The following is a 13090-nucleotide window of genomic DNA, read 5'->3' on the forward strand; positions in this document are numbered from 1 at the left end:
GGTTGTCCTCGCGCTTCAGGTAGACCGGATTGCGCAGACGCGCCGACAGATTCGGCGCGCGTTCGAGTTCGGTCTCGCGGGCCACGTCGTAGACGCGCGCGGTCAGGGTTTTCTTCAGGTAGTCGTGACGAAGCGCGACGCTATCGGCGGCTTCGGCCGCCTGTTTGAGTTCGTGTAACGGCAAGGCAAGCTCCTGTGCGGCAAGGACGAATCAGTAAAGCGTTCACAGGAGGCAGGTTGCAAGCGGACATAAAAAAACCCGCCTCAGGTGGCGGGTTATGTGTCACTGCTATCCGACGCGCGCTAACCCACCATTCGATGAATGATGCTAATAATCAGCGCAATACGGATGTCGAGGCAGTTCATGCGTTCGATCTTCGTTGACTTGAGGCGCTTTGTCAATCCCTGTTGATTGCAATGCGTGCCGTCTCGCGCTCCCTGCATAGCGGCGAAACATGCGCCGAGCCGCGCTTGCAGGTCATGAGTAGCATCGGCAACCATCATGCTCGCTGCTAGTCGATCTCAACCCTGCTGAACCTGCGCCACGCGCAAACCACGATCCCGCACGGAAACCGAACGCCGCGCATTCAACATACGCTCGCGCAGAAACTGTTCGAATTGCGCCATCACCACATTGCGCGAGCACTGCGAAAAGAGCGCATGGTCGACCTTCCCGATCAGTTTCACGTCGACGTTCTTCAACTTGCCCAGGCGATTACCTTGAGGTCCGAAATGAATTTCCAGCGCGTCGAGCCCTTCATCGAGCGAACCATATAACAATGTAGTCTGCACGCCCTTGCGCTCCAGTTCGAGTACGAGCTTGCGCTCCATGCCGCCCGGCGTGCGTTGGCCTAGCAGCCATTCGACCGCTGCACCGGCGCGCGCTGCAAGGCGCGCGCCCAGACGGCGCGCGAGTTCGATCGCGATCATCCTGCCGTTTGCCTGGCCGGTCAGCAGACGCAACCATTTGCGCGGATTGCGCATGGCACGCCGGTAGACGACGCTCGCCGCCACATGCCGTGCACCAGGCCGCGTATGCGCGCCGTCCCACGTAAAAAACGGCAGATTGACAGCGGCGCAACCCACCACTGCCGGATGCGCATGCGCCGTATGCAGGCTGACATACGCACCCGTGCACACGCCGAACATCACGGTTTCCGGATACCCCGTCGCCACGAGCCAATCGACGCCGGCTTTCGCGTCGCCAACCGCATATTGCGCGTACACCCTATCGAGCGACAGCGCAGCATCACGGCGCAGACTATCGCCGAGGCCGCTCAGGTCCATGCGCAACGAGGCGATACCTTTTGCGGCCAGATAGCGCGCCATCAGCACCGTGAAGCGGCCGTCGCCGATTCGGTGCACACCGCCCGTATTGACGAACAACACCGCCGGCGCATCTTCAAGTGCGTGTCGCGGCTGACAGAACACGCCGGCATAGCAACCGCCCTCGAACACCACAGGCGTTTCGCGTCCGTGCGAAAAATCGATCTGCGCAGCGGTTGCGCCCGCAAGCATCTCGACGACCGGCTCGCGTTCCGTGATCGCGCCCGCACTGAACCATTCGAGCACGCTCGCGAACGCATGCTCCGGCGTTTCGCTATAACTGGGATTGACGAGAAACTTGCCGTATTCGCCGAAAAACTGCAGATCCGTTTGAGTACCGAGCGCGTGATAGTGCGCCACCACGCGCTTCAGACGCGCGCTCTCGTTCAGATCCTGCAGCAGCACACGCCGCGCGGCACATCGTGCAGTCCGTTCGAGATCGACCTTCGCAAGCGACTCGAGCGTGTCCGGATAGAGACGGAAGCCGTGTGCGCCGACGGTATTCGCGGTCTCTGCATCGAGACTGAGTCCGAGCGCCTGCTGCGAACTGAGCCAGCTCTGATGCTGAAGCTCCAGCTCACGAATGTAGGTCTTGCCCGAACTCACCGGCATGAGCAGCACCAGATCGTCGACGCCGCCCATCTGTTCGGCGGCCAGCGCCGCCAGCGTCGCGCCCAAACGCAGTCCGCACAGACTCAGGCGCGTCACCGCGGTTTCGGCGCGCAGCCATAGCGCTGCCGCCTCGATGCTGTCGAGCCAGACACGCATGCGCTGCGGATCGTCTTCGTTGCCGCTCGAATCGCCGGTGCCGGGATAGTCGAAGCGCAGCACCGCCACTCCGCGCGCGGCGAGCATATCGGCGAACTCGCGCCAGCCTCGATAGGTGCAGAGTGCCTCATAACCGAACGGGTTGCACAGCACGACGCCCGTGTCGGGTTGCATGCCGGCCGGACGATGCAGCCAACCGAAACAGCCGCCGAACGTGACGGGTGTCATGGTGAGCTGAGCGGACATGGGCGGACAGCGTAGCGCCAAGTCAGGTTCGCGTTGCACTCGATTCCTCCGGCACGATGTGCGCAAGCACGCTTGCAAGGGAATCGATGCTTTCGAACAGTTCGTGCGTGATCTGCGCGCCTGGAATTTCAATGGCGAATTCGTCCTCGATGGCCATCATCACACGGACCGTGCCAAGCGACGACAACCCGGCGGCATAGAGATCGTCGTGGTCGTCGAGCGTATCGACCGGTACGTCGAGACAGGCGGCCTCGCGAAGAATACGGCGCACATGCGTCTTCATTGTGATTCCCCCGATACTTCAATTTTTCGACACGGCATCGATCCATCAGGAACGAGCAAAGAGACACTGCCGCGCGATGCTCAGGTGAGCACATCGCCGGTCATACACTGTCCGGCCAGCGCCCTTCTATCGACCTTGCCATTGACGTTCAGCGGCAACGTGTCCAGCATGACGACCCGTTGCGGCACGGCATACGCCGGCAGGCGCTGACGGCACGCCTGCAGAATCTGCGTCGCGCCAGCTTGCACATGCGTGACAAAAGCGATCAGGCCACCTGCGCGACCCGCTTCATCGACAGGCCACGCGATAACCGCGCACAGCGCAGCCTGACTGCACGACCTGACGACATGCTCGACTTCTTCGAGTTCGATACGATTGCCGCGAATCTTGATCTGCGTATCCATGCGGCCTTGAAACACGATTCCCTCGCCGGCTACCTCGCGCGCGGCATCCGCACTCCGATACCAGCGCGACGCGCTGTGGCCCGGATACCTCCGCGAAATGAAACGGCGATTGCCGGGCTCGTCCGCCGACAGATAACCCGAGGCAACCTGCGGACCGCCAACCAGCAATTCGCCGCCGACGCCTGGCGCGACCGGTTCGAGCGCAGCGTCCACGATCAACAGTTCCATGCCCGGCAACGCGCGGCCAAGCGGCATCACCGCGTGGCGCGAGTCGGCAAGAAATTCCGTGGTGACTTCGAATGCTGTGCACGCAACCGTCGTTTCAGTCGGCCCGTACATGTTCAGCACCCGGCTGTTCGGTGCGGCACGCAGCCACGCTTGCACCAGCAAACGCGGCAACGGTTCTCCGCCGAACAACGTCACGCGCAGGCTGGGAAATTCGTCCGGCTGCAGCTTGCGGAACTGCTGCATGAAGGCGGCGACCGAAGGCACGCTGCTCCAGTGCGTGATCGCGTGTTCCTTGATGAAGGCCGCGTTGTAGATCGGCTCGACCGTCTTCGGCACGTACAGGCATGCGCCATGCGCCCAGCACACGAACATGTCGTGCACCGAAGGATCGAAGGAAAGCTCGCATAACTGTATATAGCGGGCACCCGGCAGCCTGTCGATCAGATGCAGTTGCCCCGCCACATAGGCACAAGCATTCTCGTGCGAGAGGGGCACGCCCTTGGGTGCGCCGGTCGAGCCTGACGTGAACAGAATATAAGCCTCGTCGCACGACGCGCGAGGCATGGCGGCTTCGGTCACAAGTGGATCATGTGGCGGCCGTGTCAGGTCGCCATCGGCCAATGCCGTGCGGGCCAGATGCATTTCATCGGAATCCTGAGAGACTTGTCCGGCTTCTCCGCCTTCGTCGTAGAGCAGGAAGATCCTGGGTGATTCGTCCAGCAGCGGTACCACTTCGGCGAGCAATGCGGCGCAACGCCGGTCAACCAGCATGACGGGGGCGCCCGACTGCCCGATGATGGCGGCGATACGCGCAGCCGGCACGTTGGGATTGAGCGGCACATAAGCGCAGCCTGCCTTGAGGATTCCTAGCAAACCCGCATAGGCGTCCACACTACGATGCGCGAATAACAGGCAGCGCCTCGCTCGACCAGGCGGCAGCGCCGCAGATACGTCGGCCGCGATCCGGTGCGCTCGCGAGGCAAGTTCGTCGTAGCAGTACGAGCGCTCGTCGACCCATAGCGCGGGAAGATCCGGCTCACGCGCGGCAGTATCGAAGAAGAATGAGTCCAGCATTCACGGCCTCGACGCATGGGGCAAAGTGCCGGCCTTGCCGGACCGGTCGCTCGAGCGCGCCGGAGTGGCTGCCAGCCATGCCGGCAGCACGCTGCCGGGCGACTGGGCGAACCGGCGACGCGCTGCATTATCGTAGGAGAATTCACAAGAAAGACACGGACGACAACCGGCCACGCAGGCTCGTCAAGCAGTATCGCTTGATGAGCCCAGCGGTCAGCTCTTTGAAAGAATCATAGATGCCGGTGAAGCCGGACTATGTGCGATAGCGCTCTCAACAGACGAATGAGCATTCGAAGGCGCACCGCCAGCGGCGATCCGGCGATCCGGCGATCTGGCGATCTGGCGATCTGGCGATCTGGCGATATCAATCATGCACGCCGCTCTGCTTCCTGAAGGCGCTGAGAATGCGCCGTTCCAGCGAGTTGTAATCGCCGCCGAAATGGTGATCGCCCGAAGTGCGAATCACCTCGACGCCGGTTTTCGTCAGCGACGGACACAAGGTGTCTTTTTCGTTCTCGCCGTAGAAGCACTGCACGATCGCGGGCGGCACACGGGCCAATTCCGGCTGCACTTTCAGCGCCTTGTCGCTTGCCGGCATGCCGAGCCAGCCGCCCACGCGAATCTGAAAATCGGCGTCGGGGGCGAAGCCGAGCAACGCGATCAGCGAGACCTTCGCGCGCAGCGCTGCCGGCAAACGGTTATACGCGAACGGCATCACGTCCGCGCCAAACGAATAGCCGATCAGTGCGATGTACTGCGCGTTCCAGCGCGCGCCATAGGTTTGCATCACGCGCGCGAGGTCGCGGCTCGTCTGCGCAGGCGGCTTTTCGCTCCAGAAATAGCGCAGGCTGTCCCAGCCGATCACGGAGACGCCGTCTTTCTGCAAAGCCTGGGCGATCGTCTTGTCGAGATCGCGCCAACCGCCGTCGCCGGAAATCACGATCGCCATGAGGCCGTTCGGGTGCGCGGCCGGCAATTCGATCAGTGGCAGATCAGAGACGTCGTCGTCGCTCGTCGACACCGCCTGCAGATGCGGCGTGACCAGCGCCACGAGGCGCGTGTGATCGGCGCTGCCCGTGGCCGCCTTTTCGACGAAGCCCGGCACCTTGTCGCGGATCACCGTCGGGTCCGGCGGGCACGGCTGGAAGCGCGGATCGAGCGTGCGCTCGGCGTCCACCGCGACCGCACCGGCAATCGTATTCGACGGCGCCTGTTCGAGCACGCGCGTGGCGAGCGTCGCGCCCTGCCCCGTACCCGCGACGATCGGCGCGAAATAGTGGCTCGATTGCGATTGCCGTTCGAGCTGGTGGCTCAACGCTTCGGCATCGCCCACCAGCTGATGGCAGGCTTCTTTCTTTGCGGCGAGGTTGGCGGCATAGCGCGCGGTATCCACGCCGACGGTCAACGCGCCGGCCTTGGCGAGCGCATCGGCGCTCTGCTGATCCGCCGTGCTCCAGCCGCTCGCTTGCGAGTACAGCACCACGAAGCCGCGCAACGGACCAGCGGGCCGAGTGACCGTCACATCGCCATACCGGCCACCCGCCACGGTGGTGGTCGCGGCATGCGCGAGCGCGCCGCCGGTCACGAGGCTCGCCGCCACAGCAAGCCTGAAAAACGAATGCAATGTCATGAACGCCGGCCTCCCGCCAGCAATGACAGGTCCGCGAGTGTGAAGAACACGCCCACCGAACCCGACGCCGCGAGATAACGCGGCTCCCAATGCGGCTGGAACTTGCTCTTGAAAGCACGCAGTCCGCGGAAGTTATAGAAACGGCCGCCAAAGCGCCACACCATGCCGGCAAGCCGGTGCCAGCGCGAGGCGAGCGGCGTGGGCTGCATGCCGGACAGCGGCGCGATGCCGAGACTGAGCGAGCGGAAACCCGCCTGCTTCAGATGCAGCGCGAGTTGCGTGAACAGATATTCCATTGCATACGGCGACGCGCTTTCCACATGACGCATCACGCCGACCGTCGCTTCGGTGTTCATATCGGTCGTCATGAAGGTGACGAACGCGGCCGGCACGCCGTTCTGGCGCACCAGCATCACCGATTGCGCGGCGAGGTACTCGTCCGTGAAAGCGGCGACCGAGAAGCTCTTTTCGCGCGCGTCGCGGCTGCCGAGCCAGCCATCGGAAATCCCGCGCAGCGTTTCGAGCGACGCGGGCACGTTCGCCTGATCGATCACTTCGACGGTGAAGCCATCACGCTCGCCGCGTTTGAGCGCATAGCGAAGATGCGCGCGATGCGAGCCCTTCAGATCGAAGTCGTCCAGAACGATATGCGCTTCCTCGCCGAGTTTCATCAGCGTGAGACCGGCGTCGAGATAAAGCGGCAAGGCGTTGGCGCGCACCTGATAGAACGCCGCGCGCCCGCCATGTGCATGCGCGAGCGCGACGAACTTGCCGATCAGGCCGGCCCACTCTTCGCGCGGACCCACCGGATCGTGCAAAGCGGCCCACGTGCGGCCGTATTTCGCGTACATCAGGAAAGCCTGGCGCGACTCGGAAAACAGGAAGCTCTTGTCGCCCATCAGCGCAAGACCGGCGTCGCTGCGCTCCTGCGCACGGACGATGCGCGCCGCGTCGTGCAGATCTTCGGGCGCCGGCTTGACGAAGCGGCCCGGCGCGGGACGCAACAGTTGCCAGAAAGAGAACGTCGCGGCAAAGAGGCTTGCGGCCAGCGTCGCGCGCAGCGCACGCGGCGCGCGTTCGTCGAAGGCGAATTGCCACCACAGGTCGCGCGTGTACGGCACGTCGCGGAAAGCAAACAGCATGACCCACGTGGCGAGCATCAGCACCATCGCCACCGAGACCAGCCAGCCCGCCGTAAAGCGCTCCGCGAACAGCGACGAATGACGGTTGAAACGCTCGCGCGTGGACAGCAGCAGCACGATCAGCATGCCGAGCACGCCCGCTTCCACGAACGCAAGACCTTTGGTCAATGACAACGCGAGACTCAGCACGGCCAGCAGGAGCGTCATCCACCACGCGGCGTCCAGCCGCCGCAGCAAACCACGCGCGACGAACAGCAGCAGCACGCCGAGCACGCTGCAAAGCATCTGTGAGCTTTCGAGCACCCATAGCGGCAGCACGTCGCGCAGAATACGGATGCGTTGCCAGAATGCGGGCGTCGCGCTGGATATCACCAACATGCCGCCCACCACGAACGTGACGAGACTCAGGAACAGCGGCGCAAGCTTCGACGCGGCGGCCGCATGCTGCAGCGGCAGACGGCTTTTCAGCGCACGTCCTTCGAAACCGGCCAGCAACGCGGCCGAGACGATCAACGGGACACCGAAGTAAATCGCCCGATACGCAAGCAGAGCGGCAACCATCTGATGCGTTTGCACGCTGCCGTTCAGCGTGAATACCATCGCCGCCTCGAACACGCCGACGCCGCCCGGCGTATGGCCGATCATACCGAGCAGCATGGCCGCGGCATAGACCGTGATGAAGGTCACGAAGCTCACGTCCGCATGCGGCAGCAACGCCCACAGCGCAAGGCCGGCGGCCACCACGTCGAGCACTGCGAGCGCCACTTGCGCGAGCAGATCGCGGCGTGCGGGAAGGTCGAACGAGAGCCACTGCCAGCGCGTGCGAAGCGGGCGCGTTTCGCTGCGGCATGCGGCGGCCGCCAGCCCGAGCACGACGAGCAGCACCGCGCCGCTCCAGCGCAGCGCGACGGGCTCGAGGTGCAGCATCGGCGCGAGCGTGCCGGCGAGGCCGAGCATGCCGAGCGCCGTCATCAGCACCAGCGCGAGCGCGAGCGACACACTCGTGAACACCGTCATGCGCCCGATCTGCGCGGGCGTGACGCTCGCCACGCTGTAGACGCGCGCGCGCACGGCGCCGCCTGTGAGCGCGCCGAAACCAGTCGCGTTGCCGAGCGCGGAGCCTGCGGTCGCGCCGATCCACAGTGCCACACGCGGAACGACCACACCCAGATAGCGCAAGCCGACGGCGTCGCGGCCGACCAGCGCCACGTAACTGAGCGCAGTGGCGCCGAGCGCGGCGACCCACTCGCCGGCCGTCAGTTCACGCAACTGACGCATCACCGAGCGATAGTCCACGGCTTGCGAGAGATGTTGCAAGACGACCAGCAGCAGCACGCCAATCACGAGTGCGAGAACGGGCGAGAGAAGCCCCCGGTTACCGAGCGTTTTCGATGCACGGTCGAACATCGCGCCTAGCCGGTCGAATTTATTGTTATATCGATGGAACATGGTCAATGCAGGGCCTTGCTTGGAACTGTCACGACGACGATTCGTCAGCCGCGGCGTCGCCTGTTATTGGCGATTTACAAATGGATAACGGCACAGGGGTAAAAAGGTTGACAGTTCCAGCCTTGTCGCGGGGTTTAACCTGGGCCGTCGAATCTGAATGCCGCGCGCGGCGTGGCAACGCGAAACGCTTGAATGAAACGGTCGATATTGCCGACCGGGTGGCAATGACGCGCGCCGGGTATCGACAGGGGCTGGAGTTTAAACGCTATTTGCGCGCCGCGAATGAAGAATCGACGCCATGTGGTAACGGCGGATCAGGATTGGGTAATGGCGCACGCGTATTGGAGCGGTCTAATGGCTATGACGCTTTTTGGGAAGCGCATTGGCCACGAGAGCGACCGGGGAGCGCGGGGCAGCGCCGGATGTTGTCGAGCGGCGCCCACAACTCATTCATGCAGGGCCATGCGAGTCCGTATCGCATGAGCATGATGCAAACAGCACGGTGTAGCCCATGCGTGACATGCCGCCCGTATGCGCGAGGCGCCCATGGGCGATCGGCCGATGGCGTTCGAACCCAAATAACAGGCGTGAAAGACGCGTTGAAATGACACGAGATCGATACGGCGGCGCCATAACAGCGGCAGCGCCGTCAGTCGGCGCGCGGGTGGCGTTCGGGCGTCTGTATTACTGCGGACGGCGATACGCTTCAGCGATCACGGCGCAGTTTTGCAGGTGCAGATTGAGTGCATGCAGCGCCAGTGCGCGCAGTTTGCCGAAGAACGTCTTGTTGGTGGCGGCAGTAGCGTGGGCGGCGGCAGCGTTGGAAGCGGTGTTCATGGCAGACTCCATTTAGGGTTTATACCTAGGCAATAACCCGATTATAGCCAGCTTCTACTGCACCGCAACAAATATCAATAAAGTGGTGGACCGGGACACCCCAGCGCGCATCGACGATCGGCCTGTCGTAAAAAGGGGGACATCGAAACGTTGTCTTTTAACAACCCGCACCGTACAGGTGCAATAATGCCGCTTTGTCCGCGAGCGCCCGACGCAGCCCGCCTCCATGACCGTCGCCCAGAAAGCCCTGATTGCGCCCCTTATCGTCGCGTGTGCGATGTTTATGGAAAGCGTCGATGCGAATGTGATCGTCACCGCATTACCGGCTATGGCACGCGACTTCGGGCGCGATCCGGTCACGCTGAAAATCGCGGTGACGAGCTATGTGCTGGGGCTCGGCGTGTTCATCCCCGTGTGCGGCTGGCTCGCCGACCGGTTCGGCGCGCGTACCATCTTCCGCACGGCGATCGGCATCTTCGTGACCGGCTCGCTGCTGTGCGCCGCGTCGAACTCTCTCGCCACCTTCACGCTCGCGCGCTTCGTGCAGGGGGTCGGCGGCGCGATGATGGTGCCGGTCGGGCGGATCATCATCTTTCGCGTGGTGCACAAGGCCGACTTCATCCGCGCGATGAACTACCTGAGCGTCCCGGCGATGCTCGGCCCCGCGGCAGGGCCGCTGCTCGGCGGTTTCATCACCACGTACCTGCACTGGCGGCTGATTTTTTTCATCAACGTGCCGATCGGCATTCTCGGCATCTATCTGACCAACCGGCACATCGCCAACACGCGTGAACCGGATCCCGGTCCGCTCGACTGGATCGGCTTTTTCCTGTCGGCCGCAGGCGCGGTGTTGCTGTTGCTCGGGTTGTCGCTGGTCGGCGGCGAACTGATTTCGAACCGCGACGCGTTCGGCATGTGCGCGAGCGGCGCCGTTCTGCTCGCGGCCTACGTCGCCTATGCGCAGCGCGTCCCGCTCCCTCTGCTCGATCTGCGCTTTTTCAAGGTACCCACGTTCCAGGCGAGCGTGCTTGGCGGTTCGCTGTTTCGTATCGGCCTCGGCGCGCTGCCGTTCCTGTTGCCGCTGATGCTGCAGGAAGGCCACGGCATGAGCGCGTTCGAATCCGGTCTGATCACCTGCGCGTCCGCATTCGGCGGCATGTTCATGCGCACGGTCGCTTCGAGCGTGCTGCATCGCTTCGGCTTCCGTTCGGTGCTGGTGGTCAACGCCGCGTTGTCGGGGCTTTCTATCGCGGCTTGCGGCCTGTTCTTTCCCGGCACGCCGACCTGGATCATCTGGGCGATCGTGCTGCTCGGCGGGTTCTTCCCCGCGTTGCAGTTCACCAGTCTGAACTCGCTGACTTACGCGGAGATTGCCAGCCGCGACGTGGGCCGCGCCACCAGTCTCGGCAGCGTCGTGCAGCAGATGTCGCTGGGGTTGGGCGTGACAATCGGCGGTATCGTGCTGCAGATTTCGCGCGTGCTGCACGGACATCCCGGCCTCATGTGGTCGGATTTCTGGCCGGCGTTTCTGGTGGTGGGCCTGTGCTCGTTCGCGTCGATTCCGGTCACGCTGCGCATGCCGCATCGCGCGGGCGAGGAAATCTCGCGCGGCGGCCGCGGCTGACCGATCGTACCGGTCGCCGCCGTCGCCGGCCGGCTTCACGATCGCACCGGCCGCCGCCGGCCGGCTTCAGAGCTTCTTGCGGATCACGCTCACTTCGCCATTGCGTTCGAGAATTGCCGCGGCGACGTTATCCATCGAACGTGAACCGGTCTTCTGGCGCACGCTTTCCTGCACATCGGTCGGCGTGATGAGCGCCGCGTCCATTTCGCGCGCGTTGAATGCGCCGTTGCTGAACACCTCGCGTTCGACGCCGCCGACCAGCCGTTCCAGCGCCGGCGAGCGCATGCATGCCCACGCCAGCAACCGATGGCACGCAACGATCACGAACGACGCCACCACGGTCGCGACAAACGGCGACGCACCGACAATGGCCCGGCTCAACGTCGCGCCGAGCAGGATCACCACCACCGAATCGAATGGCGAGCGCTGTCCGAACGAGCGCCGGCCCGAGATCCGGATCAGCACCAATGCGACAAGGAACACGACGATCGAGCGTATGCCCATCTGGAGCGGGTCGAGCGTCCTGCCCTGACCGAACAGCAGGGAGATTGTGTCCATCATGCCGCCCTCCTCGCGGCGTGCAGCCGTCTTTGATAGTGTGCGGTCAAATCGGTTTTGCGGCGCTGCTCGCTCAAGCTTTCACGCGCTTTCTCTCGCCCGCTTTGCCAAGCCGCTTCACCGAGCGTTTTGTCGCGCCGTTTTACCAACCCGTTTTGCCGAGCCGTTTTACAGAGCCGTTTTACAGAGCCGTTTCACAGAGCCGTTTCACAGAGCCGTTTTACCGCGCCCCTTCACCGCGCCGCTCCATCCACCCGCGTTACCCCACCGCCCACGCCGCCAGCGTATCGCCGAACCCACCCCGCGCACGAGCTGCCGCGCGTGCGCTCGTGATCACGCGCGGCGCCGCGCTCCACGCAATGCGAGCTCCGATCGCAATCAGCCGGTCGACCAGCGCGACATCCTCGCTGCACGTGAGCGGCGGAAACCCGCCCGCGCGCCGGTACGCATCGGCCGACACGCCGAGATTCGCCCCGTGGATGTGGCGATGACCGTCGGCGTCCATGTATGTCTTGCGGAAATATTCACGCACGCTATGCGGATGCGGAGTCCAGTCGTCGACGGCAATCGAGCCGCACACCGCGTCCGCCTCCAGCGAAAGCTGCGCAACCAGCCAGCCTGGCGACACGCGGCTATCGGCATCGGTAAACGCGAGCCAGCGCGCGCCGTCCGCGAGCAGAAAGTCCGCGCCGCTCGCGCGCGCAATGCCGACATTGCGCGCCTTCAGCGTCAGCGTCTCGACGCCGTAAGCTCGCGCGATCGCGCCGGTGAAGTCGTCGCAGTCGTCGAGCACCACGACGATACGCACCGTTTCACACGCCAGTTCCGCATGGCGCGAGGCTTCGATCAAGGCCGCGAGGCAAGGCGCAAGCAACGCCTCTTCGTTATGTGCCGGAACGATCACGCCGATCATAGGAGCCCCTCGCGTTGCGCAACCGAACGGGCGTCGCGCGACCAGACGTCGATCAGCAGATCGGCTTCATCGTGATGCGCGAGACGCGACAGGCCGCAGCGCGCATCGAACAGAGCATGCGCGGCGTCGGCGGATTCGAGCGCTTCGGCGAAGGGCCGGCGCCAATGGCAGGCAAGCAGCGTACCGTCTGTCGTGAGCGAGGCGGCGATCCGCGCCGCCAGGGTTTCGAGTTCCGCCGCGTCGAGGTAGTAGGCGAATTCGCTGATCACGATCAGATCGAATGGGCCGGCCTCGGTCGGCCACTCGCGTGGCACCGTGCGCTGTTCGACACGCACCTGCGACGCATCGGCAACGCGCTCGCGCGCAAGCTGCACGGCACGCTCGTGCAGATCCGCGGCGAGCAGCGTATCGCAGCGCTTTGCCAGCTCGACGGTCAGTTCGCCGTTCGCGCAGCCGGGTTCGAACGCGTTCCGGTAGCGCGGACGCGGCAGCAGCGCGAGCGTGAGCGAGCGCTTGCGGCGTTCGTACCAGCCCTCGCGCAGCTTCCACGGATCGTCGCTCCGCTGATAGAGTTCATCGAAGTAAGTTGCCGGAGAGCTCATGTCAGC

General features: G+C 63.9%; 12 protein-coding genes and 1 pseudogene. 2 read left to right on the forward strand and 11 right to left on the reverse strand.

The genetic code is table 11. The features are described 5' to 3' along the window. From NE850_RS34840 to mprF, 7 genes and pseudogenes are all read right to left on the reverse strand, one after another. Positions 1-184: pseudogene (locus NE850_RS34840) on the reverse strand (threonine ammonia-lyase, biosynthetic); the annotation flags it as partial. A 119-nt stretch (positions 185-303) separates the two neighbouring features. Further along, positions 304-504: a hypothetical protein gene (locus tag NE850_RS34845; RefSeq protein WP_035518105.1), complete on the reverse strand. Its 201-nt coding sequence runs from the start codon at positions 502-504 to the stop codon at positions 304-306. 18 nt (positions 505-522) lie between these two features. Further along, positions 523-2340, reverse strand: coding sequence for a serine aminopeptidase domain-containing protein (locus tag NE850_RS34850; protein ID WP_232064172.1), 1818 nt, complete (start codon positions 2338-2340; stop codon positions 523-525). Positions 2341-2362: 22 nt separating this feature from the next. Then, complete coding sequence (locus tag NE850_RS34855) at positions 2363-2623, reverse strand: acyl carrier protein (protein ID WP_007181766.1); 261 nt, start codon at positions 2621-2623, stop codon at positions 2363-2365. An 80-nt stretch (positions 2624-2703) separates the two neighbouring features. Further along, positions 2704-4329 (reverse strand): amino acid adenylation domain-containing protein, encoded by a 1626-nt coding sequence (locus tag NE850_RS34860; RefSeq protein WP_007181765.1) that lies wholly within the window; start codon positions 4327-4329, stop codon positions 2704-2706. 364 nt (positions 4330-4693) lie between these two features. Further along, positions 4694-5959, reverse strand: a complete 1266-nt coding sequence (locus NE850_RS34865; RefSeq protein ID WP_007181764.1) for a virulence factor family protein — start codon at positions 5957-5959, stop codon at positions 4694-4696. Further along, positions 5956-8508: a bifunctional lysylphosphatidylglycerol flippase/synthetase MprF gene (gene mprF, locus NE850_RS34870; RefSeq protein ID WP_085954204.1), complete on the reverse strand. Its 2553-nt coding sequence runs from the start codon at positions 8506-8508 to the stop codon at positions 5956-5958. The genes NE850_RS34865 and mprF overlap by 4 nt, the downstream gene beginning before the upstream one ends. Positions 8509-8555: 47 nt before the next feature. Here mprF and NE850_RS34875 point away from each other — a divergent pair, with 47 nt between their 5' ends. Then, on the forward strand, positions 8556-9158 hold the full coding sequence (locus NE850_RS34875) for a hypothetical protein (RefSeq protein ID WP_310700031.1): 603 nt from the start codon (positions 8556-8558) through the stop codon (positions 9156-9158). Between the two features lie 76 nt (positions 9159-9234). Here the strand turns inward: NE850_RS34875 and NE850_RS34880 are convergent, their stop codons facing one another. After that, complete coding sequence (locus tag NE850_RS34880) at positions 9235-9387, reverse strand: hypothetical protein (RefSeq protein ID WP_007181762.1); 153 nt, start codon at positions 9385-9387, stop codon at positions 9235-9237. Positions 9388-9613: 226 nt separating this feature from the next. Here NE850_RS34880 and NE850_RS34885 point away from each other — a divergent pair, with 226 nt between their 5' ends. Next, a complete protein-coding gene (locus NE850_RS34885; protein WP_007181761.1) occupies positions 9614-11011 on the forward strand; it encodes an MFS transporter in 1398 nt (465 codons plus the stop codon). A gap of 66 nt (positions 11012-11077) precedes the next feature. Here the strand turns inward: NE850_RS34885 and NE850_RS34890 are convergent, their stop codons facing one another. The 3 genes from NE850_RS34890 to NE850_RS34900 form a co-directional block, all read right to left on the reverse strand. Further along, positions 11078-11572, reverse strand: a complete 495-nt coding sequence (locus NE850_RS34890; protein ID WP_007181760.1) for a DUF421 domain-containing protein — start codon at positions 11570-11572, stop codon at positions 11078-11080. 256 nt (positions 11573-11828) lie between these two features. Next, the gene (locus NE850_RS34895; protein ID WP_007181759.1) at positions 11829-12482 is read right to left on the reverse strand and encodes a glycosyltransferase family 2 protein; all 654 of its coding nucleotides are present in this window, start codon (positions 12480-12482) and stop codon (positions 11829-11831) included. Further along, positions 12479-13084 (reverse strand): bifunctional 2-polyprenyl-6-hydroxyphenol methylase/3-demethylubiquinol 3-O-methyltransferase UbiG, encoded by a 606-nt coding sequence (locus NE850_RS34900; RefSeq protein ID WP_007181758.1) that lies wholly within the window; start codon positions 13082-13084, stop codon positions 12479-12481. The genes NE850_RS34895 and NE850_RS34900 overlap by 4 nt, the downstream gene beginning before the upstream one ends. Between the last annotated feature and the right edge of the window lie 6 nt (positions 13085-13090).

Origin of the sequence: Paraburkholderia sp. USG1 (assembly GCF_031570135.1) — a bacterium.
In the GTDB taxonomy this organism is placed as follows: Bacteria; Pseudomonadota; Gammaproteobacteria; order Burkholderiales; family Burkholderiaceae; genus Paraburkholderia; species Paraburkholderia dioscoreae.